The sequence below is a fragment of the Pseudorhodobacter ferrugineus DSM 5888 genome (assembly GCF_000420745.1).
GTDB classification, from domain to species: Bacteria; Pseudomonadota; Alphaproteobacteria; order Rhodobacterales; family Rhodobacteraceae; genus Pseudorhodobacter; species Pseudorhodobacter ferrugineus.
Genome location: NZ_ATVN01000004.1, coordinates 122,016 through 144,953, shown reverse-complemented (window position 1 = coordinate 144,953; position 22,938 = coordinate 122,016). Strand labels below are relative to the sequence as shown.

Here is a 22,938-nt window from a genome sequence, read left to right as displayed (position 1 = left end):
CATTCCGCCGAAAACGCCGCTAAACCCCCGTTAAACTGCTGCCGCCCGCGTAATCTCATCCGCGCTCAGGCCGTAACGGCCCGCAAAATGCGCCCTTGCTGTGACCAAGCGCGCATCATCGGGGCGCATGCCAAGCGTGCGAATAAACTCGATCCGCTGCTGCGATTTCAGGGCATCAACGTCAATAGCGGTACCCATGATACGGTCAATCACCTCTCCGCCCGGGCTTACATGAAACCAGCGCGAAAAGTCGCGGAAATGGTGCTGGTTGTGCAAGGTGGTGACATGGCGCTCGACCCGCGTTTTGGGAACGGTCAAATGCGCGGTCATGTGAAACCACTCATAGCCCAGAAACGTCGCAATCCCGCCCACAGGCACAATCGCCACAGCCAAGGGCAACGCATAGGGCGTAACCAGCGCCAACACCCCCCAAACCACCGCAAAACTGCTGCACAGCACCGGAACGGCCACCCAGACCGGCACAAAAAACAGTCGCTGATTGGTGGGAAAATCATGGTGCCCGTAATGCGCCTGATAGAGCAGGTTAAACGCCCATTGCTGGCGCGGCGGGTTCAAATGAAAAATATAGCGGTGCAGCGAATATTCGTTCAGCATCTGCGCCGGAATGCCGAACACCACAAAACTCCATGCCCAAAGCGGCCCGTTCACAGCCAACCACAAGGCGGCCAAAACCAAAACCGCGCTCATCCCGCGCACAGACCAATGCCGGTACATAATCCGCAGCCGTTCCATCACTCCCCCCCGTTTTGCACCAGCTTGCCCGATCCCTTGCGCCCTGTCGCTCATGACGTTGCGCCATAGCCCCCCTTTGCACCTATCCTACGTTCAAGCTAAACAGGTGCAAAGCAGTTTGGGGATCACAGGATATGACAGACCTACCGGGAATCGTTGTTACGGGCGCATCGGGCCGCATGGGGCAAATGCTGGTGCGCACGATCACCGCGTCAGATAAGGCGCGGCTGGTGGGCTGTGTGGAACGCGCGGGCCATGCTTGGGTAGGCCGCGATATCGGGGAATGCATGGGCGGTGTTGCCTTGGGCGTAACCGTAACAGATGACCCGCTTGCGGCCTTTGCTGTTGCGCAGGCGGTGATTGACTTCACCGCCCCTGCCGCCACAGTCGAATTTGCCGCCCTCGCCGCCCAAGCCCGTCTGGTCCATGTCATCGGCACCACGGGGATGGAACCCGCGCATATCGCCAAACTGGCCCCCGCCGCCCGCCATGCCGTGATCGTGCGGGCCGGTAACATGTCGCTGGGCGTGAACCTTTTGACCCGTCTTACCCAAAAAGTCGCCGAAGCCCTTGATGCCGATTGGGATATCGAAATCGTCGAGGCCCATCACCGCATGAAGGTCGATGCTCCCTCCGGCACCGCCCTAATGCTGGGTGAGGCGGCAGCGTTGGGCCGTGGCGTGTCACTGGACGATGTGCGCGACAGTGGCCGTGACGGCATCACAGGCGCGCGGACGCGGGGTGACATCGGCTTTGCCGCCATTCGCGGCGGGGATATTGTGGGCGAACATGACGTGATCTTTGCCGCCGATGGCGAACGCATCGTGCTGCGCCACCTTGCCACCGACCGCACCATTTTTGCCCGTGGCGCCCTGCGCGCGGCCCTGTGGGGCATTGGTCAAAAGCCGGGGGAATATGATATGATGGATGTATTGGGTCTTTAACCTTTCCCCGCGCAAAGTGATCCAATCGTCGCGCACAAGCGTAGGCTTTGATAAAGGAGGATGTATGATGAAAACTCTCGCTCTCTTCGCTTTGCTTTTCGCACCGCTTCCCGCCCTTGCCGAAGGGTTTTCGCCCGTGCGTGAAAAGGCCGAATTTGTCGGGCTTATCAACGGCAAGGCGCTAACCCGCTTTGGTATTTCGTTGAATGTGTCGCCCAAGGGCGCGATCAAGGGCAAAGCGTTCGGCGCCACAGTGACCGGCAATTGGAACTGGAAAAACGGGTTGTTCTGCCGCGATATGGCCTATGGCAGCACGGAAATCCCTGTCAATTGCCAGTTGGTAGAACGCAAAGGCAGCACGCTGCGCTTTACCTCGGATGCAGGCAAAGGCGATTCGGCGGACCTGCGGCTTAAGTGATAAAGGCGCGGTAGGCGGCTGAAGCCTCTAGGAACCCTTGGTCAACCAACCGTTCCGGTCCTGCATAGCCCTGCGCCTCGGCAGGTTTTATGACGAAATTATCCCCGCCTTTTGCCGCCGCCAACCGTTTCGCATCTTCGGAGTGGTCCCATGTGCCCGCCTCCACGGATGCACGGTCACGGGCCAGATAATCGCCTGCCAGTTTATAATGCCGCAAAACCCCCGTCACATCGGCCACACGCACGCCACTTGCACAATGTGGATGGGTCATCAAAACCCCGCCTGCATTGCGCACCAGCGAATGTTTTGACAGAAAACACGCCTCGCCAAACACCTCACGCCGCACCCCACCGATTTTCAGCGCAACATCGCCTTGGTTGCTGTCCAAAAACCAGCTGAACCCGACCTGCGCACGGTCGTGATAGGGCACCGAGGCGACGCTGCTCAAACTATAGCTGTCCGCCTGCGCCACCACCTCCGCATAGCTCCAGCCCTTGCCCACGCCATACGGCAGCGGCGAGAACAGATCCAACATCTGCGTTACCATCGCCGTGAACCCGTGCGCGTTCAAATACCCCACCAGCCGCCCCAAAGGCGCGCCCATTGGCACCTCGAACATCTCATCCGCATCGGCAAACAGCACCCAACCGCCGCGCAAGACTTGCCGCGCGGCGATATCGCGCAACAATACCTCATAGCGTTTTGCGGGCAGGGTGTTGGCGATCACCGTCACATCGTCATACCCCGCCGCAATCGCCACGGTGTCATCGCTGGACCCGTTGTCGACAATCACAATATGGCGCAGGCCAAGCGCTTGGTGATGCTCGATAAAGCCGCGAACAAAATACGCGGCGTCTTTCACAAGGCAAACTACCGCAACACCATCCGGCGCAAGGTCAACCCGCGCAGGCCCGTACAAAACCACATTGCCCCGCCGCACCGCCCGCGCCGCTGCAAAGCTGTGCCACCGCCGCTTGATCCCTGCCAAAATACGCGCAATCACTGGTAAATCCTTATGCCCCAGCCCACTTTGCCAACCTCATCGCACAGTTGGCAAGCCCTTGGATAGCGCGGCCTCCTCAGCCACGCTGCAAATATGGGTGAAACCTTTGCCTCACAAATCACGGGCGTCTATGAAACCCATCTGACCGTGGCCGATCTGCCGCGCGCTGCATCGCGTTTTTCTGCGTCGGCATGGCAGGCCAGATTACCCCCGCGTTGACCACGCAAACCAAACCGCAATCGCGGCCAGTACCAGCGACAGCGCGCGCCCTACAATCCGGCGGTTTCGGTCGTTTTGCATAAATCTGTCGGCGGTTCCGGCCAGTGTCACGACGCTTGCATGAATGCCTGTCGCAATCGCCACAAACACCAGCGACAGCACAACGGTTTGCAGCACCACAGGCTGGGCGGCATCGACAAACCCCGGCAAAATCGCCACATAAAACAGCGCCGCCTTGGGGTTCAGCAGGTTTGTGCCCAACCCGCGGGTAAAATACTTGGCATCGGTTCCGTGCAGGCTGGGCGATGTATCCAACGCTGCGCCGCTTTCCCGCCAGCCATCCCATGCCAGATACAGCAGGTACAAAATCCCACCCCAGCGCAGCGCCTCATATAGCAAGGGCGATGCCGAAATCGCCGCCGCCAACCCCAGCGCGGCCGCAATCCCCACAACAGCCAACCCCAAGGCCACGCCCGCCACCGCCGCAAACCCCGCGCGCCGACCTTTCGTTGCACTCAGCACCGCCAGATATCCCATGTTAGGGCCGGGTGTCAGCTCGATCACCATGCAGGTCATAGCAAAAGACAGCAGGTTTCCAAACATAGCAGCGTCAATCATCATCGGCTCTTTCGTTCTTCACGGCGGATCGCCCCGTCATCCCACACGGCCACTTATGCACAAAGGCTGGGCAATGTCTGCGCTTTGCGCTGCAAATTTCCGGCCCATCGCTGCTTTGCCCCTGATATCGGTTGCCGCCCCCCATTGCCCCCGCCATAGTCTGGCAGAGGGGTACCCAAAACCATGTCCATCACCGCCAGCATCTATCACCTGACCCATTACAAATACGACCGCCCCGTCACACTCGGCCCGCAGGTCATCCGCCTGCGCCCCGCGCCCCATTCACGCACGCGGGTCATTTCGCACTCGCTCAAGGTGTCACCGACCCCGCATTTCGTGAACCATCAGCAAGACCCCTATGGCAACTGGCTGGCCCGCATCGTGTTCCCCGAACCGGTGCGCGAGTTCAAGATCGAGGTGGATCTCGTCGCCGATATGTCGGTCTACAACCCCTTTGATTTCTTCGTCGAAGACTCGGCGATGAAATACCCTTTCAGCTATGCCGATGATCTGGCACCCGATCTGTCGATCTACATGCAAACCGAACCCGCAGGCCCCTTGCTCGCCGATTTGTTGCAGTCCACCCCCCGTGACCCGATGGTAACGGTCGATTTCTTGGTGATGCTGAACAGCCGCTTGGCCAACGCGATTACCTACGAAATCCGCATGGAACCGGGTGTGCAAACGTCTGAAACCACCCTTGGCCGCGCCGCAGGGTCTTGCCGTGACAGCAGCTGGCTGTTGGTCCAAACCCTCCGCCACCTCGGCCTTGCTGCGCGGTTTGTGTCGGGCTACCTGATCCAGCTGAAACCCGACCTTATTGCCATCGACGGCCCCGCAGGCACCGACCACGACTTCACCGATCTGCATGCGTGGGTCGAAGTCTACCTTCCCGGCGCGGGTTGGGTTGGCCTTGACCCGACATCTGGCCTGCTGACGGGCGAAAGCCACGTGCCCTTGGCCGCCACGCCCCATTACCAATCCGCCGCCCCCATTTCCGGCGTCGCCAGCTTCGCGCAGGTGGAATTCGCCTTTGACATGCAGATCAAACGCACCGCCGAACATCCACGCATCACCAAACCGTTCTCTGATGCGGCGTGGGATGCGCTCAACACCCTTGGCCACCAAATCGACAAACGCCTGACCGCAGGCGATGTGCGCCTGACGATGGGGGGCGAACCGACCTTTGTGTCGATTGATGATTTTGAAGGCGACGAATGGAATTCCGCCGCCGTTGGCCCGACCAAACGCAAACTGGCCGATACCCTGATCCGCCGCTTGCAGGATAAATTCGCGACCGGTGGCCTGCTGCATTACGGCCAAGGCAAATGGTATCCCGGCGAAACCCTGCCGCGTTGGACCTTCTCGCTTTATTGGCGCAAGGATGGCAAACCGATCTGGAACAATCCTGACCTTTTGGCCCGCGAAGATACCAATGAAAACGTCGGCCCCGATGATGCCCACGCCCTGCTGGCCGCCATCGCCCGCAACCTTGCCGTACCAACTGAAAACGTCCTGCCGGCGTTCGAAGACCCCGCCGACTGGATCATCAAAGAGGGCAATTTGCCCGAAAACGTCACCCCCGAAAATTCCAAGCTGAAAGACCCCGAGGAACGCGCCCGCATTGCCCGCGTGTTTGAACGTGGCCTAACCACGGCGGCAGGTTATGTGCTGCCCGTTCAACGCTGGCAGGCGGCGGCGCGCAAAGGCTGGCTGTCCGAGGTGTGGAATATGCGCCGTGGCAAGGTGTTCCTTGTGCCGGGTGACAGTCCAGTCGGCTACCGCCTGCCGCTGGGCACCCTGCCGCATATCCCCGAATCCGCCTATCCCTTTATCAACCCCCAAGACCCCACAATCCCGCGCGAACCGCTTGCCGATCCGGTAAAACCCGAACCCCGCGAACAGGCTATTTCCAGCCGCACCGATGCCACGGCGGGCCAAGAACAGGTCGAACAAACCCTCGGCTCACTCGATGGCCGTGTGCGCACCGCCATTTCCGTCGAACCCCGCGATGGCAAGCTGTGCGTTTTCCTCCCCCCCGTGGAAACACTGGAGGATTACTTGGAACTGATCGCCGCCACCGAATTCGCCGCCCAAACCATCGGCCGCAAGGTGCTGATCGAAGGCTACAGCCCCCCCAGCGACCCCCGCATCGAAGTCATGCGCATCGCCCCCGATCCGGGCGTCATCGAGGTAAACATCCACCCCGCCGCCACGTGGGCCGATTGCGTACGCACGACCGAAACGGTGTATGAAGAGGCCCGCCAATGCCGCCTTGGCACCGATAAATTCATGCTCGATGGTCGCCACACTGGCACCGGCGGCGGCAACCATGTAGTTGTCGGCGGGGCCACCCCCATTGACAGCCCGTTCCTGCGCCGCCCTGACCTGCTCAAAAGCCTGATTTTGTTCTGGCAGCGCCACCCCAGCCTGTCCTACCTGTTCGCAGGCACCTTTGTCGGCCCCACATCCCAAGCACCGCGTATAGATGAGGCGCGCCATGATGTGCTCTACGAGCTTGAAATCGCGCTCGACCAGATCTGGCCACCGACCGATGGCACGCCGCCACCGCCGTGGCTGACCGACCGCCTTTTGCGCAACAGCCTGATTGACGTGACCGGCAACACCCACCGCACGGAAATCTGCATCGACAAACTCTATTCCCCCGATGGCCCCACAGGCCGCCTTGGCCTTGTCGAATTTCGCGGGTTTGAAATGCCACCAAACCCCCGCATGAGCCTTGCGCAACAAGTCCTGCTGCGCGCCATTATCGCGCGGTGTTGGGAAAACCCGATCAGCGGCAATCTGACCCGCTGGGGCACCACGCTGCATGACCGTTTCATGCTGCCCGCCTTTATCTGGGATGACTTCCTCGATGTGATCGCCGACTTGCGCGGTCACGACATGGTGCTGGACCCTGCGTGGTTCGCGGCCCAAGCCGAATTCAGGTTCCCGTTCTGTGGTGAAGTCACCTACGAAGGCGTCACCTTGGAACTGCGCCAAGCGTTGGAACCGTGGCATGTGATGGGCGAAACGGGCGCCATCGGAGGCACCGTGCGCTATACCGACAGCTCGGTCGAACGGTTGCAGGTCAAACTGTCGGGCGCCAACCCCGAACGCTACCGCGTCACCGCCAACAAACGGCTGGTCCCGTTGAACATCACGGGCAAAACCGGCGAACGTGTGGGGGCTGTGCGCTATAAGGCATGGAAACCGGCGCTGTCGATGCATCCGGTGTTAGAGGTAGACGCACCGCTGACCTTTGACATTTACGATACATGGACAGGCCGTTCCTTGGGCGGTTGCCGCTATCATGTCGCCCATCCGGGGGGGCGCAATTTTGATACCTTCCCCGTCAATGGAAATGAGGCCGAGGCGCGGCGTTTGTCACGCTTTGAACCGATGGGCCACAGCACAGGCGCGTTTGAACCGCCATCTGAACAGCCGCACCCCGAGTTTCCGATGACGCTCGATTTGCGGCGCAGGCCCGGTCTGTAACCCATGCAAACCAAGCCCCTCGCCCCAGCAGACCCCATCGCCGCCTACGCCCAGCGCGCAGGCGGGCGCGATGAAATGCTGGATGCGCAGGGCAACGTCAAACCCGTCTGGGCACCGTTCATCGCGCATTTCTGCGGTCTGTCGCCGGATGATGTGACCAAACGCTTCGCGCGCGGCGACCAATATCTGCGCGATGCGGGGGTTTTGTATCGCCAATATGATGACACGGTATCAACAGAACGCGAATGGCCGCTCAGCCATATTCCGGTCATCTTGCAAGAACAGGAATGGGCTGAAATCGCGGCGGGCCTGACCCAACGCGCCGATCTGTTGGAACTTGTGCTGCGTGACCTTTACGGCGAAAACAAACTTGTCGCCTCAGGTCAGCTTCCCGCCACCCTGCTCGCGCAAAACCCCGCATGGCTGCGGCCTTTGGTCGGGGTGAAACCGGCGGCCAAAAATTACCTGAACCTGCTGTCCTTTGAAATCGGGCGTGGCCCCGATAACAAATGGTGGGTGATTTCGGACTTGGTCGAGGCCCCGTCAACCGCCGGTTTCGCCCTTGAAAACCGTGTCGCCATGACCCGCGTTTTCCCCAACCATTTTGCGGGTGCCGATATCCACCGCCTGGCAGGCTTTTTTCAGTCCTTTCAAAAAACCCTGTTCGAAATGCGCGGCAAGGCGGGCGGCGAAATCGCTATCCTCTCGCCCGGCCAAATGCACCAAAACCATGCCGAACATGCCTATATCGCACGGTATCTGGGCCTGCTGCTGGTCGAGGGCGAGGATCTGATTGTCCAAAACGGCCGTGCCCTTGTGCGCACTGTCGCAGGTCCCAAACCTGTGACCCTGCTATGGAACCGCCTGCCAGGTGCGCTGTGTGATCCGCTTGAACTTGACCCAGCATCCCTGCTGGGCACCCCCGGTCTGCTGGATGCCCTGCGCGCGCAATCGGTGAAAATGGTCAACGCGCTGGGCAGTGGTGTGCTGGAAACCCGCGCGCTCATGGCGTTCCTGCCCAAAATCGCGCGTAAACTGCTGGGCGAGCCGCTGATTATGCCCAACATCGCGACATGGTGGTGCGGCCAACCCAGCGCCCGCGACTATGTCATGGCAAACAGCCCCCGCATGATGATCGGCTCGGCCTTTTCCACCCTTCCCCTCATGGCCAGCACAAACGTCCCCATTGATGCGGCCCAGCTTGAACACTCCGGCGCGCAGCTTGTGGGGCAAGAGTCGGTGACGCTGTCCACCACCCCCACCTATGAAAACGGCAGCCTCGTTCCCCGCCCGCTCAGCCTGCGCATCTTTATGGCCCGCACCCGCGATGGCTGGCAGGTCATGCCGGGCGGCTATGCCCGTGTCAGCGCCGGCCATGACGCCAAGGCCTTTGCCATGCAGCGCGGCGGCAAAGTGGCCGATGTCTGGGTCGTAAGCGGCCAACCCGTGCCAAAATCCAGCCTTATCGGCACCACCACCCAACGCGAGGCGACCACCCGCGCCTTGCCCAGCCGTGCCGCCGATAACCTGTTCTGGCTTGGCCGCTATGTCGAACGCGCCGAACGCAACATGCGCCTCTACCGCGCCTATGTCGCGCGCATCAACGATGGCACCGCCCCGGATGCCCCGGATGCCCCGCTGCCCCGCCTGCTGCGCAGCATGATGAACGATGCAATACCCGCCGATATGGCCAAAGGGTTCAGCGCGCCCTTAACCCACGCCCACCGTGCCGCTGCCAAAATCGGCGACCGCTTTTCCCCCGATGGTATGATGGCCCTGCGCGATCTGGTCAGCCTGTCCAACAGCTTTCACACCCGCACCCTGTCGCCCGAAGACCTCCCGCGCGAAATCAGCACCTTGCTGCGCCAAATTGCTGGCTTTGCAGGGCTAGTCCATGAAAACATGTATAATTCCGATGGCTGGCGCTTTCTCAGCCTTGGCATGTCACTGGAACGCGCCAGCTCGATGGCCAGCACACTTGCCTACCTGACCACGCCAACCGCCCCCGATGGCGCGCTGGATCTGGCACTGGAATTGGGCGACAGCGTCATCACCCACCGCAACCGCTTTTCCATCTTTGCCGATCCCGCCTCGGTGCTGGATCTGCTGGCGCTCGATGATCAAAACCCCCGCGCCCTGCGCTATCACATCACCCGCGCCCGCCGCCACATCGCCCAACTGCCGGGCGATCAAAACACCCACCGCCTGACTGCCGTGGCGCGTCAGGTCCTGACGCTTGAAACCCGCCTTGCCACGGCCAGCGTGACCGACTTGACCCCTGATGCCCTCCTCGAAATCGAAAGGGATATCTGGGCGCTGGCCGAATCCCTCACCGCCGCGCATCTGGTCTAACCCATGCTCTATGACATCCGCCTCACCCTGACCCACCGCTACACGCAGCCCGCTGCCAACAGCCGCCACCTCCTGCGCGTCTTGCCGCAAAACATCGCGGGCCGCCAACAGCTCTCGTCCCATCTGATCGACGTGACTCCCTTGCCCGATCACCGAACCGACCGCTCCGATTTCTTTGGCACCGCCTTAACCACCGTCACCCATGCCGACCCGCATCTTGAAATGACCATTCAGATGGCCTGCCGCGTGGCCCTGTCCCCGCCGCAAACATGGCACGATACCTCGCCGCGTGTGCCCCAGCTTTTGGATCAAGTCACCGCCAGCCGTGACCTAGCCCCCTCGTCGCCCGCGCATTTCCTTGGCCCGTCCCATCGCCTCGCCCCAGACAATGCAATCGCCGCCTTTGCCCGTGATGCCACCCGCCAAGGCGAAACCGTGGCCGAAACCACCATCCGTCTGGGCAAAGCCCTTGATGACGCAATGACCTTTGATGCAACCGCAACCACAGTCGACACCCCCGCCGCACAGGCCTTTGCCCAGCGGCGCGGCGTGTGTCAGGATTTCACCCATATCATGATCATCGCTTTGCAATCGCTGGGCATTCCGGCGGGCTATGTCAGCGGCTACCTGCGCACATTGCCGCCGCCCGGCCAACCACGGCTTGAAGGCGTCGATGCCATGCACGCATGGGTCCGCGCATGGTGCGGCGCTGAAATGGGCTGGATAGAATACGACCCCACCAACGGCACCTTGGTTGGCACCGATCACATCGTCGTAGGCTATGGCCGCGATTACGCCGATGTCAGCCCGATCTTGGGCCACCTGCGGCTCTCTGGCGCGCCTGTGTCCAAACAAATGGTCGACGTGGCACAGGTCGGCGAATAGACACGTAGGCTAGGCGAAACAGGCCTTTGCCCCACGCGTAGGGTGGGTGCAACCCACCACCCAGCTCGCCCCCCAAATCAATCCCCGTAGGTCGGGGTTCACCCCGACTCGGATCAAACCAAATGAACATGTATTTATAAATGTGCCTTAACGGCATCCTCAATTGCAGCACTAAACTGATATATCTCTTTCAAACTGCCAATTACATGCCGCGTCTCAACCTTACTCGCGTCAAAAATGCCCAAACTCTTGCTGTTCTTGGCATTGAAATAAAAGCGACAAATCGGCTTGCGGTTATTATCGTCAACGAAAACCGAGCAATAACTTTTCGCATCACGCATGGTAACGCGTTCCAAATCAATAACCTTGGCCGATATCGCACGCACGATCATAAAGGCCTGGATTTCTTCATCTGTCGTCACAATATCAGAAACTGGTTCGGCACCATCGGGCGTTTTGTTGTGTGAACTCTCTGACGCAACAGGGTCAGGTCGAAATGCAACATTAAGCTTATCTTGAATACGGTCGCGGATAACCTCATCCAACGAGGCTTGTATCGCGGGCCGGAGCATTTCAATGACTGCTTTTGTAAGCATTCCATCATAGATCTGCTTGCCTACGAGTCTAACAAACTCCTCGTCGGGCTTTGCAATTTGCTTTTTCAAAAAGTTCGCAGCCGCAGTCGTGTACTTCAAGTTCGACGCAGCTTCTAAGATGGACTCTATTTGGAAGCCGTCCTTTTGAAAGCGTGTAAATTCAAGCGCCTGCGCTTCATCATGTGATTGCAAATCGAACGTAAAAAACGGTTTTTTGTCCATTTTGTTGGGTTCATCAACGTCTGAAAAAAACCAAATTTCCCGCCCATTCGTCAAAATCGCCAAACGCGCGTCTGTCACGGCAAAATATCGGTAGAGCTGATTGTACTGCGTGTTTCCAAGTGACATTGAGATCGGCTTGACCTCAATCAATACAGACACCTTCCCGCCGATTTTAAGGGCAAAATCTACTTTTTCACCCTTTTTCATCCCTACATCTGCGATGAACTCGGGGACAACTTCTTCAAGGTTGAATACATCAAACCCGAGGGTCTGTATCAGCGGTAAAACAACAGAGGTCTTTGTCGCTTCTTCTGTCAGGGCATGTTTTGAGGCGTGCTTCGATCGTTTCGCAAGGTCTTTTACGCGCTCGTCAAATTCCATTTCACCCTCACATTTACAATTTCTTCTATAAAATGCGGTTACTTAAATTAAGGCAAGCAAAAGTTGTGCTGTACGACGTATGGCTTTTCGACTAGCCACCGCTCTCAACGGTGCCAAAACCCCGCGTACGCATTAAAATTCGGTTAACAAAAAACCGAAAACCATTCTACATCAACACTTTACAAAAATGTCCGCGCGCGAACACATGCGGTCATCATGCCCGTTTCCCCAAGGCGGCGACCCCCAGAACCTCTAAAACCTTGCCCTCAATCTGGGCCGCATCCATCCCCGCGACCTCATACATTCTTTCAGGGCTGGCCTGATCAATAAAGATATCCGGCAGCACCATTGACCGGTATTTCAGGCCCGCATCAAACACGCCTTCCTCGGCCAAAAGCTGGGCGACATGGGACCCGAACCCCCCAATAGCGCCCTCTTCAACCGTGATCAAAACCTCATGGTTTGCCGCCAGTTCAAGGATCAAATCGCGGTCCAAAGGCTTGGCAAAACGGGCATCCGCAACCGTGGGCGAGATCCCTTTTGCGGCCAGACTTTCGGCCGCTTTCATCACCTCGGCCAGCCGCGTCCCGAACGATAAAATCGCGACCCGTTTGCCCGATTGAATAACCCGCCCCTTGCCAATTTCCAGCGGAATGCCCCGTTCGGGCATCTCTACTCCCACACCATCCCCGCGCGGAAATCGAAACGCAATCGGCCCGTCTTCATGCGCCGCCGCCGTGGCAACCATATGAACCAGCTCCGCCTCATCCGCGGCCGCCATCACGACAAAACCGGGCAAGTTGGCAAGGAAAGCCACATCAAACGCCCCCGCATGCGTGGCCCCATCGGCCCCAACCAGCCCCGCCCGATCAATCGCAAACCGGACCGGCAGGCGCTGGATCGCGACATCATGGACCACCTGATCGTAGCCGCGTTGCAAAAACGTGGAATAAAGCGCGCAGAACGGTTTCAACCCACCCGCCGCCATCCCTGCCGAAAATGTCACTGCGTGCTGCTCCGCGATGCCCACATCAAAACAACGCCTCGGGAACCGCTCGGCAAACAGGTTCAAGCCCGTCCCATCCGGCATCGCCGCCGTCACGGCCACGATTTTATCATCCCGCGCCGCCTCATCCATCAAGGCCTGCGCGAAAACCTTGGTATAGCTGGGCGCGTTGGAGGGTGATTTCTTCTGCTCACCCGTCAACACGTCAAATTTGGCGGTCGCGTGTCCCTTGTCGCGGGCACGTTCGGCGGGGGCGTAGCCTTTGCCCTTTTTGGTGATCACATGGATCAACATCGGCCCCTTGGCGCGGTCATGAACCGTGCGCAAAACGGGCAACATCTGGTCAAGGTCATGCCCGTCAATCGGGCCGATATAGCTGAAGCCGAGCTCCTCAAACAACGTCCCGCCGACGGTCATGCCTTTCAGCATTTCCTTGGCCCGCCGCGCGCCTTCTTGGAACGGTTCGGGGAGGAAGCTGACGGCCCCTTTGGCCACGGCTTTCAAATCCTGAAACGGCGCGCCGGCATAGAGGCGCGACAAATAGGATGACATCGCCCCAACCGGCGGGGCAATCGACATCTCATTGTCGTTCAATATCACGAACAGCCGTTTTTTCAGGTGGCCTGCATTGTTCATCGCCTCAAACGCCATGCCGGCGCTCATCGACCCGTCACCGATCACTGCCACCGCATCGCCCGGATCACCGCCCAGACCGGCGGCGCACGCAAAGCCCAAGGCGGCGGAAATCGAGGTTGAACTGTGGGCCGCGCCGAAGGGATCATAGGGGGATTCGGACCGCTTGGTGAACCCTGACAACCCGCCTTCTGCCCGCAAGGTGCGGATACGGTCGCGCCGCCCCGTCAGGATTTTATGGGGGTAACATTGGTGGCCCACATCCCAGATAATTTTGTCGCGCGGGGCATCAAACACGGCATGCAGGGCCACGGTCAACTCCACCACGCCCAGACCCGCCCCCAAATGACCGCCCGTCACCGATACTGCCGAAATCGTCTCGGCCCGCAATTCATCGGCGACTTGCCGAAGCTCGCGATCACTCAAGCCTTTCAGGTCGGACGGAAGTGTCACGCGGTCAAGCATCGGAGTTTTGGGCCTGTTAAGGTTCTGGTCGGTCATACTGCCCCCTTGGGCCTAAAGCTCGCGCGCGATCACAAAACGTGCCGCTGCAATCAAATTGTCTGCCCGTGCGCCGTAAGGTGCAAGGGCGGTTGTTGCCTCATCAACCAGTGCTGCGGCACGGGTTTGTGCGCCTTTCAGCCCCAGAAGCGACACGAAAGTGGCCTTGTGGGCATCGGCATCCTTGCCCAGCCGCTTGCCCGCCTTGGTGGCGTCACCCGTTACGTCCAAGATGTCATCGGCGATTTGAAAGGCAAGACCTATTGCGGCGGCAAATCGCCCCAAGGGCCCGGTATCTGCCCCCGCCAGCACGGGCCCCGCTGTGGCCGACCATTCAAATAAAGCGCCGGTTTTGCCTGCCTGCAAACGCGTGATTTGGGGCAGGGTCAGCGGCGTAGCAGCGGTTTCGGCGGCGATATCTCGGGCCTGACCCAAGACCATCCCGCGCGCACCGGCAGCCCGCGCCATGCTCGAAATCAGCGCTAGACGGTTGGGGCCAAGTGTGGCATCGGTCAGCAGCTCAAACGACAGGGTTTGCAAGGCATCGCCAGCCAGAACCGCCACCCCTTCATCCCATTTGCGGTGAACAGTGGGAAGGCCACGGCGAAGATCGTCATTGTCCATGCACGGCAAATCATCATGTACCAGCGAATAGGCGTGCATCGCCTCTATTGCAGCCGCTGCGGCCACGGCACTTTCGGGTGCAATGCCATGCAGCGCCGCCGACTCCAGCACAAAAAACCCGCGCAATCCTTTGCCGCCTTGCAAGGCATAGCGCATGGCATGGATGACGGGTTCGTCATCAAGTTCGGATAAAGCCGTATCAAGCCGGGCCTGCACCCGGCGGGCCTGCGTGGCCAGCAAGGTGGGAAAGGTCACATCCCCTCCGCCGGGGTGGTGCCGATGGCTGCGCCATCCTTTGCGCGGATCATTTCAACCTTGTCTTCGGCTTGCCTCAGCTTGGTTGCGCAATGCGCCCTTAGGGCTGCACCGCGTTCATACAGCGCAATCGACGCCTCAAGCGGCACTTCGCCCCGTTCCAGCGAGGTGACGACTTGCTCCAGCGCGCTCATCGCTTCTTCAAAGCTCATCGCGCTGACGGGCGTTTCGGTCTTATCTGTCATGTCCGCGTTCCTTTAATACTGTCACATGGGCGGCGGCACAGGCCGCGAGTGCATCCAGATCATAACCGCCCTCTAACGCCGATACCACCCGCCCCGCGCAATGGCGGTCGGCGAGGTCACAAATCTGCTGCGTCAGCCATGTGAAATCAGCGGCAGACCAGTTCAGATTGGCCAGCGGGTCATCGCGGTGGGCATCAAACCCTGCGGAGATCAGGATCAATTCGGGCGCAAAGGCATCAATTTGCGGCAAGATATGTGCGGTATAGGCCGCGCGCATATCGGCTCCTGTGCCGCCCGCGCGCAAAGGCACATTGATCATCTGGTGATGCGCCCCCACCTCATGCGCAGCGCCGGTGCTGGGGTACAGCGGCATTTGGTGCGAAGAGGCAAACAGCACGCGGGGTTCATTCCACAAAAGGTCTTGGGTGCCGTTGCCGTGATGCACATCGAAATCCACAATCGCCACACGGGTTAGGCCGTGATGGTCCAGCGCATGTTTGGCTGCGATGGCAACGTTGCCAAATACACAAAACCCCATCGCCGTGTCGGTTTCCGCATGGTGACCGGGTGGGCGTGTGGGGACAAAGGCATTTGCTGCACCGCCGGATAGAACCAGATCCACCGCTGCACAAACCCCGCCGATACCGCGCAAAGCGGCCTGAAAGCTGCCGGGGGCAAGATAGGTATCGCCATCAACCTGCGCCCAGCCTTGCGCGGGTATGGCGGCACGGATGCGGGCAATATAGGCGGTGGGGTGGCATCGCAAAATGGCCGCCTCGGTGCCCAATGGCGCGTCAAACCGCAGCAGGTCCATATCGGCCAATGCGTAAGTTACAGCCGCCAGCCGTGCGGATTGTTCGGGGTGGCCCGCAGGTTCCTTGTGCAAATCGCAGTCGGGGTGGGTGAAAAGCGCAGTCGTCATTGGCAAACCTTTTGAAAAAACAGCGCCCGAAAGATGGGCGCTGTTAGAACGGGGCGGTTAGCCCTGTGCGTCTTGGCAGGCAAGGGCCTGTACCAACCCTTCGTAAGAGCCGGAGAGGTCAATCGACATCACATCTTCGCCATCATGTGATAGGGTCATGGTTTGTTTCTGCGCCAAATCCATAACGAACTCTTCGCTGTCAAAGGCGATATCAATGCCGGGGGCATCATCAAGCCAAATGCCTGTTGCCTGTCCCTCATATTTTTCGCCATCAAGGTCGAAAGTGATCGGATAGGTATCACCTTCCACAATTTCGCCCCAGGCGGCGTTAAAGGCCATCACATAGCCTTCGCCCTTTTCCGCATCTATCCCAACGCGAACAACCGAACCGTCCTCGAATTCGCTGGAAATCAGGCAGCCATTGCCGACGGTCGGGTCGACAAGAACATCCCAGCCGCCTGCCTCACCCCATTTAATAAGGTCCTGTGCGGCGGCAGGCAAGGTAAGCGCAGTAAGGGCAACAGCGGAAAGAAGCAGGCGTATAAGCATGGGGACATTCCAAAGTTAAAGGGTGTGAAAACCCAGCATAGTCAACCGCTGATACTTTACCAGTGGGTGCGTCAGTCGGGCGCCAACATATAGCCCGCACCGCGGACGGTTTGCAGATATCGCGGTTGCTTTGGGTCGTTTTCAATCTTGCGGCGCAGGCGGGTGATCTGCACGTCAACCGCGCGTTCCTGCCCCGTCTTTTCCTCGGCACTGCTGTCGCGGCCCAGATCGCCTGCAAGGGCTTCTCGGCTGATCGGGTGGCCGGGTTGGGCGGCGAACAGGCGCATCAATTGCGCCTCGGTCGCGGTCAGGCGCACAGGGTCGCCGCCATGCCACAGCTCTCCTCGATCCACGTCATAGCGGACATGGCCCATGTGCAGCATCTTTGGCCCCACCTCGGCCTGCGCTTGGGGAACACGGCGCAGAATGGCATTGATCCGCAGCAGCAATTCCTTGGGCTCAAACGGCTTGGACAGGTAATCATCGGCCCCCGCCTCTAGCCCTTCAATCCGGCTGGTTGTTTCACCGCGCGCCGTCAACAACATGATCGGCGCGCTTAGCGTTTCGCGCAGCTCCCGCGTCAGGGCGATGCCATCGATGCCGGGCATCATTACATCCAGAATGATCATGTCAAATTCCAGCCCGTCCAGCAAACGGCGGGCCTGTGCACCATCGCGGGCGATGGTCACCAAGAATCCGTTGCGCATCAGGAATTTTTGCAACAAACCGCGAATGCGTTCATCGTCGTCTACAACCAGCAAATGCGCCTGAGGTTCAGGGATCATAGGCTTGTCTCCTTCAGGCTTTGATACTGTCGCCGCGTACTGTCGTCCATCATTGCCTCAAGCACCTGTCGAAACCCTTGCACCGCCCCCGGCCCTGCCGCGCGGTACGCTGCCCGCATGCGGGCGCGCTGGGCGTCAGACAGGCTGCGTTCCAGATCCCCACCTTTTTTGGTCAGATGCAAATGACGTTCACGTTTGTCGGCTCGCCCCACCCGGCTTTCGACCAAACCATCCTCGATCAACCCGCGCAACACACGGTTCAGCGATTGTTTGGTGACACCCAGAATAGCCAGTAGATTGTTCACAGTCGTGCCCGGGCTGCGGTGGATGAAATGCAGCGCGCGATGATGGGCGCGGCCGTAATCCATTCCCTCCAAAATCCGGTCAGGATCGGCGGTAAAGCCGCGATAGGCAAAGAACATCGCCTCGATCCCCTTGCGCAACTGATCATCGGTCAGAAACAGCAAGCTTTCGCTGTGGCTTGCCCCGCCAGAATGTTCCATCGCCAACCTCACCCACTGTTTCGCTGAGTTTATGTCAGCCTTGTTGACTTTCCAACCCCGCCCTGTTAGCGATTTTCCCGATTTCGCGCAACTTTATGTCCGCATCGGACCTATATTGCGCAATATATGAAATAATAGTAAAGGGGCACAGGCATGGCTGGCTATGATGATCGGGATGGCAAGATTTGGATGGATGGCGAATTGGTTGATTGGCGCAGTGCCAAGGTCCATATTCTAAGCCATGCTATGCACTACGCCTCATCTGTGTTTGAAGGGGAACGTTGCTATAACGGCAAGATTTTCAAATCGGTGGAACATTCAATCCGCCTGCGCAAATCGGGTGAGTTGTTGGACATGGAATTGCCGTGGACGGTTGAGCAGATTGAGGCCGCCAAGGTCGTCACCTTGGCGGCCAATGGCCTGACCAACGCCTATGTCCGCCCAATTGCATGGCGTGGCGCGGGCGAGGATATGGGCGTGGCATCCAAGCGCAACCCGATCCACCTTGCCATTGCGGTGTGGGAATGGGGCAACTATTACGGTGACGCCAAGATGAAAGGCGCCAAGCTGGACATCGCGAAATGGAAGCGCCCCAGCCCCGAAACCATCCCCCATGCGGCCAAGGCGGCGGGGCTGTATATGATCTGCACCATGTCCAAACACGCGGCCGAGGCGAAGGGGTGTTCGGACGCCATGATGTTTGACTATCGCGGCTATGTGGCCGAAGCGACCGGGGCGAACATCTTTTTCGTAAAGGATGGCGTAGTGCATACGCCGCTGGCCGATGGCATTTTGAACGGCATCACCCGCCAAACCGTGATCGGGATGTTGAAGGAAAAGGGCATCGAGGTGCAAGAACGCCGGATTGAGGCGCATGAGCTGGAAGGCATGCAGCAATGCTGGCTGACCGGCACAGCAGCCGAAATTACGCCTGTTGGCCAGATCGGTGATTATAACTTTGAGGTGGGGCAACTGACCCGCGACATCTCCACCGAATATGAGGCGCTGGTGCGTCGCTAATTGAGTGAGGCCCGAGCCATTGCGGTTCGGGCCTTTTATTGGCCTAGGCGGTGACTCCGCGATCAATGCGCAGAAAGTGCTGCATGCGCGGGCCGTCGTTGCGGGTTTGGGGGCGCTGGTTTAGGGCGCGGATTGCCGGATGTGGCGTGTCCATTTCTCCCTGCCGTTCAATCGCCCAAAAATGCCTTTTCCGCCCAGTTTCGGGCGCGTTGCGATGGTCTGTAAGGTGCTTGGTCATCTTGTCCTCCCAGAGGTTTAACGAGTCGGACTTTAGCATGAAATGTGGCACAGGTCGCCTGCAAGTTGTGAAGTTGGCCTAAGTTTGCCGATTATGACAGACTGCCAATGGCCCAAGCGGCGGCATCTGCCACGGCACTGTCGGGGTCTGAAAGATGCGGCATCGCGGCCGAAATTAACGCGGAATCACCGGAATTTCCTATGGCGTACAACACATTACGCAAAAATCTGTCACGCCCGATCCGCTTTACCGGACTGCCGGAAAACCGTACCCGAAACGCGGCATCATCCAGCCCTGCCAACTCGGCCAAAGGTGGCGCACCCACGCGATGGGCATAGCCGACCTCGGACGCGGCAACGGCAAACTTGTTCCACGGGCAGACGGCAAGGCAATCATCGCAGCCGTAGATGCGGTTGCCCAAAAGGGGGCGCAGGTCTGGGTCAATCTCGCCCTTATGTTCAATCGTCAGGTATGAAATGCAACGGCGCGCATCCAACTGATATGGCGCGGGGAAAGCGTTTGTCGGGCAGATATCAAGACAAGCGGTGCAATTGCCGCAATGGCTGGCCTCGGGGGTATCAAACGGCAGGTCCAGCGTGGTGAATATAGACCCAAGGAAAAACCAACTGCCCAGATCACGCGACAACAGGTTGGTATGCTTGCCTTGCCAGCCCAGACCCGCCGCCTGTGCCAAGGGCTTTTCCATCACAGGGGCGGTATCGACGAACACCTTGATTTCGGCCCCTGTGGTTTCCACCATCCAGCGCCCCAACCGTTTCAGGCGCTTTTTCACCAAATCATGGTAGTCCCGCCCTTGGGCATAGACCGACACAGCCGCACGATCGCGCTGGGACAACACATCCAAGGGGTTGCCATCCGGCGTATACACCTCGGCCAGCATGATCACAGACCGTGCTTGCGGCCACAGAGCAGCAGCAGACCCGCGCCAGCCCATGCGTTCAGCCATCCAACTCATTTGGCCATGTCGGCCAAGCGCTACAAATTGATCAAGCCGTTCGGCGGTATCAGGTGTCGCATCCGGCGCACAAATGCCCATCGCCGAAAATCCCTCGGCCAGGGCGCGGGCATGCAGGGTTTCGCGGAAACTGTCCACTGTTCCGGTCAGGCGGCGGCTTGTGGCGCGCGTGCCTCGGTCAGTATCGCGTACAGCTTGGCCGGGTCATTATTGGCCCGCAGTTTTGCCAGCACACCTGCATCGCGCATGGTGCGTGACACCAGCGCCAGCGCTTTCAAGTGGTCCACGCCCGAATCCTTGGGCGCAAACAGCGCAAAGATCAGGTCAGCTGGTTGGCGATCTACCGAATCATAATCCAACGGCTTTTCCAGCCGCATGAACACGCCGACAATTTTATCCAATTCCTGCAATCGCGCATGCGGCAGGGCGATGCCGTGGCCCACACCTGTGGGGCCAAGGCTTTCGCGCTCTTGCAAGCCGTCAACTGCGATGGACGCATTCAGACCGTGAACAGAGGCTACAACCTCTCCAATCTCTTGAAACAGGCGTTTTTTACTGGTCAAATGGCTAACGATACGTACGGCACCGGGTGCCAAGATATTGGTTAGTTCCATGGTCCGCTTTTATCCTACGCCGCATTAGGCGCTCTACGTTATATGTCGCGGGTCAATCCAACCGACGTTTCCGTCATCGCGACGGTAGACGACGTTTACCCCGCCATGCTTTGAGTTGCGGAACACCAGCATCTGTTGCCCAGCCAATTCCAGCTGCATGACCGCTTCGCCGACAGAGACGGTGGGAACCTTGGTCTCCATCTCGGCGATGATCATTGGCTGGAGTGACTCGGGCTCATTATCCCCGTGGTCCTCACTTGACGCGAGGATATAAGAGGAACCGCCGTCGAATTCAACAGGGGTTGGCCGATCACGGTGATGGTCACGCAAACGGCGCTTGTAGCGGCGCAATTGCTTGTCCATCTTTTCACGGCAGGATTCAAAAGCGGCATAGATCTCGCTTGCATGCCCGCGGGCCTGCGCCGTCAGACCCGTCGACAGGTGGATCGTTGCTTCACAAATCAATTGATGGCCCTCGCGCGAAAACACCACGATGGCTTCGGTCGGGCGCTGGGCGTATTTTTCAACCGTTTCGCCCAGTTCGGCCTTTACATGGGTTTGAAGCGCTTCCCCAATGTCGATTTGCTTCCCGCTGATCTGATACCGCATAGTCCCTCCTTTTTAGGTTCTACAAAGGGTCCCCGCACCTTGCAGGGGGCCCTGCCGATGGGTGTTAGACACCGATCCAGTTAACAAAAACCCTTTGCGCTTGGGCGCTTAGGCCAATCGGGTAAAAACACAGAACTGGTTCGGTACGTGCTAGCATCACGGCCAGTTGGCGACAGACAAGGCGCGCTTGTCAATGGGGTCGTTTGAAATCTAGTGATTTTCAGCGATGAAATGCTGATTTTTCAAACCCGTTGATCAGGTACAAAAATCAAGAGGCACCGGCCTAAGAAATTCGGAAATTTTGACCCAAATAGACCCGCCGCACGTTTTCATCGCGCACCACCTCGTCTGTGGTCCCGCTCATCAACACCTTGCCATCGTGCAAAATATAGGCGCGGTCCACGATTTCCAGCGTTTCGCGGACGTTGTGATCGGTTATTAAAACGCCAATTCCCCGCCGTTTCAAATCGCTTACCAAATGCCGGATTTCACCCACGGCAATCGGATCAACCCCCGCAAACGGTTCGTCCAGCAGCAGGTATTTCGGATCAGCCGCCAAACAGCGGGCAATTTCCACACGGCGCCGTTCACCCCCCGACAGCGCCAGCGCAGGCGCACGGCGCAGATGGGTGATCGAGAATTCTGACAGCAGCTCTTCCAGTCGTTCCCGCCGCTTGTGGCGGTCATCCAGCGTGATTTCCAGCACGGCTAGGATGTTATCCTCAACCGACAGGCCACGAAAAATGCTGACCTCTTGCGGCAAATAGCCAATCCCCATTCGCGCGCGGCGGTACATGGGCAGGCCGGTCACGTCATACCCATCAATCATGACCCGCCCGCCTTCTGGCGACACAAGCCCCGCAATTGAATAGAAACAAGTGGTCTTGCCCGATCCGTTCGGCCCTAAAAGCGCGACAACCTCACCCCGATTCAGATGGATTGATACATCCCGAATAACAGGCCGGTTCTTATAGCTTTTGCGCAGCCCTTCGATGTGCAGGCCAGCAGTCCCGTCGGTGACTGTCAGATCGGGTGATGACATCAGTTCTTGGCTTTCCCCGGCTGAAAGACAGTTTGCACACGCCCCTCCATCACGCCGGTCCCGGCCTTAAGGTCAATCACCAGCTTTTGCCCCGACAGCGCGTTGCCGCCTTGGGTCAGCAGCACATCGCCCGTCATCACCACATTGCCGCTGTCGATTGTATAGACGGCTTCGCGCGCCTCGGCGGCATCGGTTGCGTTGATCAGGGTCACACCTTCGCTGGCGAACAGCTTGGAAATACCTGTACCATCGGCGGTATATTCCACCTTGACCCGCCCCGCAGACAGCCGCATCGCACCCTGCCCAACCAGCACATTGCCCGTAAACACCGCTGTCCCATCGGCCTGATTAACGGCCAGTTGATCTGCCGAAACTTCGACGGCAAGCGACGTATCTTGCTTCAACCCGCCAAAGGCAACGCTGGCGCCCTGTGCTGCACCCATTGTGGGGGCAAGGGCAAACAATGCCAAAACTGTGGTAATTCGAATTGCCTTTAACATGCCCAGCCCTATCACTTTGCAGATATT

The 22,938-nt window shown here is 58.9% G+C and carries 23 protein-coding genes; 6 read left to right on the top strand and 17 right to left on the bottom strand.

Features of this window, described 5'->3' with window-relative positions; genetic code table 11:
- Window positions 1-30: 30 nt before the first annotated feature.
- Window positions 31-807 carry a sterol desaturase family protein gene (locus tag G560_RS0105420; protein WP_231575857.1) on the bottom strand — a complete coding sequence of 259 codons (777 nt, stop codon included), beginning with the start codon at window positions 805-807 and terminating at the stop codon, window positions 31-33.
- Window positions 808-887: 80 nt separating this feature from the next.
- Here G560_RS0105420 and dapB point away from each other — a divergent pair, with 80 nt between their 5' ends.
- Window positions 888-1,697, top strand: coding sequence for a 4-hydroxy-tetrahydrodipicolinate reductase (gene dapB / locus G560_RS0105415; RefSeq protein WP_022703294.1), 810 nt, complete (start codon window positions 888-890; stop codon window positions 1,695-1,697).
- Window positions 1,698-1,761: 64 nt separating this feature from the next.
- Window positions 1,762-2,115: a hypothetical protein gene (locus tag G560_RS0105410; protein WP_033419272.1), complete on the top strand. Its 354-nt coding sequence runs from the start codon at window positions 1,762-1,764 to the stop codon at window positions 2,113-2,115.
- On the opposite strand, the gene G560_RS18635 is transcribed toward G560_RS0105410, so the two are convergent.
- The gene (locus G560_RS18635; protein ID WP_022703292.1) at window positions 2,108-3,118 is read right to left on the bottom strand and encodes a glycosyltransferase family 2 protein; all 1,011 of its coding nucleotides are present in this window, start codon (window positions 3,116-3,118) and stop codon (window positions 2,108-2,110) included. The two genes, G560_RS0105410 and G560_RS18635, sit on opposite strands and share 8 nt — an antisense overlap.
- A 204-nt stretch (window positions 3,119-3,322) precedes the next feature.
- Complete coding sequence (locus G560_RS0105395; RefSeq protein WP_197082869.1) at window positions 3,323-3,955, bottom strand: LysE family translocator; 633 nt, start codon at window positions 3,953-3,955, stop codon at window positions 3,323-3,325.
- A 183-nt stretch (window positions 3,956-4,138) separates the two neighbouring features.
- On the opposite strand from G560_RS0105395, the gene G560_RS0105390 reads away from it, so the two are divergent.
- From G560_RS0105390 to G560_RS0105380, 3 genes are read left to right on the top strand one after another with little or no spacing between them, the layout of a single operon-like run.
- The gene (locus G560_RS0105390) at window positions 4,139-7,453 is read left to right on the top strand and encodes a transglutaminase family protein (RefSeq protein ID WP_022703289.1); all 3,315 of its coding nucleotides are present in this window, start codon (window positions 4,139-4,141) and stop codon (window positions 7,451-7,453) included.
- Window positions 7,454-7,456: 3 nt separating this feature from the next.
- Complete coding sequence (locus G560_RS0105385) at window positions 7,457-9,805, top strand: circularly permuted type 2 ATP-grasp protein (RefSeq protein ID WP_022703288.1); 2,349 nt, start codon at window positions 7,457-7,459, stop codon at window positions 9,803-9,805.
- A gap of 3 nt (window positions 9,806-9,808) precedes the next feature.
- A complete protein-coding gene (locus tag G560_RS0105380; RefSeq protein ID WP_022703287.1) occupies window positions 9,809-10,690 on the top strand; it encodes a transglutaminase family protein in 882 nt (293 codons plus the stop codon).
- Window positions 10,691-10,824: 134 nt separating this feature from the next.
- Here G560_RS0105380 and G560_RS0105375 read toward each other — a convergent pair whose 3' ends face one another.
- The 8 genes from G560_RS0105375 to G560_RS0105340 form a co-directional block, all read right to left on the bottom strand.
- Window positions 10,825-11,889, bottom strand: a complete 1,065-nt coding sequence (locus G560_RS0105375; RefSeq protein WP_022703286.1) for a type I restriction enzyme HsdR N-terminal domain-containing protein — start codon at window positions 11,887-11,889, stop codon at window positions 10,825-10,827.
- 214 nt (window positions 11,890-12,103) lie between these two features.
- On the bottom strand, window positions 12,104-14,029 hold the full coding sequence (dxs, locus tag G560_RS0105370; protein ID WP_022703285.1) for a 1-deoxy-D-xylulose-5-phosphate synthase: 1,926 nt from the start codon (window positions 14,027-14,029) through the stop codon (window positions 12,104-12,106).
- A gap of 15 nt (window positions 14,030-14,044) precedes the next feature.
- A complete protein-coding gene (locus G560_RS0105365) occupies window positions 14,045-14,908 on the bottom strand; it encodes a polyprenyl synthetase family protein (protein WP_022703284.1) in 864 nt (287 codons plus the stop codon).
- Window positions 14,905-15,153: an exodeoxyribonuclease VII small subunit gene (locus tag G560_RS0105360; protein ID WP_022703283.1), complete on the bottom strand. Its 249-nt coding sequence runs from the start codon at window positions 15,151-15,153 to the stop codon at window positions 14,905-14,907. Before G560_RS0105360 ends, G560_RS0105365 begins: the two co-directional genes overlap by 4 nt.
- Entirely contained in the window at window positions 15,143-16,075 is a 933-nt protein-coding gene (locus G560_RS0105355) for a histone deacetylase family protein (protein ID WP_022703282.1), read from the bottom strand. Before G560_RS0105355 ends, G560_RS0105360 begins: the two co-directional genes overlap by 11 nt.
- A gap of 57 nt (window positions 16,076-16,132) precedes the next feature.
- A complete protein-coding gene (locus G560_RS0105350; protein WP_022703281.1) occupies window positions 16,133-16,624 on the bottom strand; it encodes a hypothetical protein in 492 nt (163 codons plus the stop codon).
- Window positions 16,625-16,695: 71 nt separating this feature from the next.
- Window positions 16,696-17,406 carry a response regulator gene (locus G560_RS0105345; RefSeq protein WP_028913756.1) on the bottom strand — a complete coding sequence of 237 codons (711 nt, stop codon included), beginning with the start codon at window positions 17,404-17,406 and terminating at the stop codon, window positions 16,696-16,698.
- A complete protein-coding gene (locus tag G560_RS0105340; RefSeq protein WP_022703279.1) occupies window positions 17,406-17,912 on the bottom strand; it encodes a MarR family winged helix-turn-helix transcriptional regulator in 507 nt (168 codons plus the stop codon). The genes G560_RS0105345 and G560_RS0105340 overlap by 1 nt, the downstream gene beginning before the upstream one ends.
- A gap of 153 nt (window positions 17,913-18,065) precedes the next feature.
- On the opposite strand from G560_RS0105340, the gene G560_RS0105335 reads away from it, so the two are divergent.
- Window positions 18,066-18,932, top strand: coding sequence for a branched-chain amino acid aminotransferase (locus tag G560_RS0105335; protein ID WP_022703278.1), 867 nt, complete (start codon window positions 18,066-18,068; stop codon window positions 18,930-18,932).
- 43 nt (window positions 18,933-18,975) lie between these two features.
- On the opposite strand, the gene G560_RS0105330 is transcribed toward G560_RS0105335, so the two are convergent.
- The 6 genes from G560_RS0105330 to G560_RS0105305 form a co-directional block, all read right to left on the bottom strand.
- Window positions 18,976-19,170: a hypothetical protein gene (locus G560_RS0105330; RefSeq protein ID WP_022703277.1), complete on the bottom strand. Its 195-nt coding sequence runs from the start codon at window positions 19,168-19,170 to the stop codon at window positions 18,976-18,978.
- A gap of 91 nt (window positions 19,171-19,261) precedes the next feature.
- Window positions 19,262-20,284, bottom strand: coding sequence for a tRNA epoxyqueuosine(34) reductase QueG (gene queG, locus G560_RS0105325; RefSeq protein ID WP_022703276.1), 1,023 nt, complete (start codon window positions 20,282-20,284; stop codon window positions 19,262-19,264).
- Between the two features lie 8 nt (window positions 20,285-20,292).
- Window positions 20,293-20,760 carry a PTS sugar transporter subunit IIA gene (locus G560_RS0105320; RefSeq protein ID WP_022703275.1) on the bottom strand — a complete coding sequence of 156 codons (468 nt, stop codon included), beginning with the start codon at window positions 20,758-20,760 and terminating at the stop codon, window positions 20,293-20,295.
- Between the two features lie 33 nt (window positions 20,761-20,793).
- Window positions 20,794-21,369: a ribosome hibernation-promoting factor, HPF/YfiA family gene (hpf, locus tag G560_RS0105315; protein WP_022703274.1), complete on the bottom strand. Its 576-nt coding sequence runs from the start codon at window positions 21,367-21,369 to the stop codon at window positions 20,794-20,796.
- A 283-nt stretch (window positions 21,370-21,652) separates the two neighbouring features.
- Window positions 21,653-22,411, bottom strand: coding sequence for an LPS export ABC transporter ATP-binding protein (gene lptB / locus G560_RS0105310; RefSeq protein WP_022703273.1), 759 nt, complete (start codon window positions 22,409-22,411; stop codon window positions 21,653-21,655).
- The gene (locus tag G560_RS0105305; protein WP_022703272.1) at window positions 22,411-22,911 is read right to left on the bottom strand and encodes an LptA/OstA family protein; all 501 of its coding nucleotides are present in this window, start codon (window positions 22,909-22,911) and stop codon (window positions 22,411-22,413) included. Before G560_RS0105305 ends, lptB begins: the two co-directional genes overlap by 1 nt.
- Window positions 22,912-22,938 lie beyond the last annotated feature (27 nt).

What these genes read in the sequence shown, in the direction of transcription:
- G560_RS0105420 (WP_231575857.1), bottom strand. Translation starts at nt 807, where the DNA reads ATGAGCGACAGGGCGCAAGGGATCGGGCAAGCTGGTGCAAAACGGGGG.
- dapB (WP_022703294.1), top strand. Translation starts at nt 888, where the DNA reads ATGACAGACCTACCGGGAATCGTTGTTACGGGCGCATCGGGCCGCATG.
- G560_RS0105410 (WP_033419272.1), top strand. Translation starts at nt 1,762, where the DNA reads ATGATGAAAACTCTCGCTCTCTTCGCTTTGCTTTTCGCACCGCTTCCC.
- G560_RS0105395 (WP_197082869.1), bottom strand. Translation starts at nt 3,955, where the DNA reads ATGATTGACGCTGCTATGTTTGGAAACCTGCTGTCTTTTGCTATGACC.
- G560_RS0105390 (WP_022703289.1), top strand. Translation starts at nt 4,139, where the DNA reads ATGTCCATCACCGCCAGCATCTATCACCTGACCCATTACAAATACGAC.
- G560_RS0105385 (WP_022703288.1), top strand. Translation starts at nt 7,457, where the DNA reads ATGCAAACCAAGCCCCTCGCCCCAGCAGACCCCATCGCCGCCTACGCC.
- G560_RS0105380 (WP_022703287.1), top strand. Translation starts at nt 9,809, where the DNA reads ATGCTCTATGACATCCGCCTCACCCTGACCCACCGCTACACGCAGCCC.
- G560_RS0105375 (WP_022703286.1), bottom strand. Translation starts at nt 11,889, where the DNA reads ATGGAATTTGACGAGCGCGTAAAAGACCTTGCGAAACGATCGAAGCAC.
- dxs (WP_022703285.1), bottom strand. Translation starts at nt 14,029, where the DNA reads ATGACCGACCAGAACCTTAACAGGCCCAAAACTCCGATGCTTGACCGC.
- G560_RS0105360 (WP_022703283.1), bottom strand. Translation starts at nt 15,153, where the DNA reads ATGACAGATAAGACCGAAACGCCCGTCAGCGCGATGAGCTTTGAAGAA.
- G560_RS0105355 (WP_022703282.1), bottom strand. Translation starts at nt 16,075, where the DNA reads ATGACGACTGCGCTTTTCACCCACCCCGACTGCGATTTGCACAAGGAA.
- G560_RS0105350 (WP_022703281.1), bottom strand. Translation starts at nt 16,624, where the DNA reads ATGCTTATACGCCTGCTTCTTTCCGCTGTTGCCCTTACTGCGCTTACC.
- G560_RS0105340 (WP_022703279.1), bottom strand. Translation starts at nt 17,912, where the DNA reads ATGGAACATTCTGGCGGGGCAAGCCACAGCGAAAGCTTGCTGTTTCTG.
- G560_RS0105335 (WP_022703278.1), top strand. Translation starts at nt 18,066, where the DNA reads ATGGCTGGCTATGATGATCGGGATGGCAAGATTTGGATGGATGGCGAA.
- G560_RS0105330 (WP_022703277.1), bottom strand. Translation starts at nt 19,170, where the DNA reads ATGACCAAGCACCTTACAGACCATCGCAACGCGCCCGAAACTGGGCGG.
- G560_RS0105320 (WP_022703275.1), bottom strand. Translation starts at nt 20,760, where the DNA reads ATGGAACTAACCAATATCTTGGCACCCGGTGCCGTACGTATCGTTAGC.
- hpf (WP_022703274.1), bottom strand. Translation starts at nt 21,369, where the DNA reads ATGCGGTATCAGATCAGCGGGAAGCAAATCGACATTGGGGAAGCGCTT.
- lptB (WP_022703273.1), bottom strand. Translation starts at nt 22,411, where the DNA reads ATGTCATCACCCGATCTGACAGTCACCGACGGGACTGCTGGCCTGCAC.
- G560_RS0105305 (WP_022703272.1), bottom strand. Translation starts at nt 22,911, where the DNA reads ATGTTAAAGGCAATTCGAATTACCACAGTTTTGGCATTGTTTGCCCTT.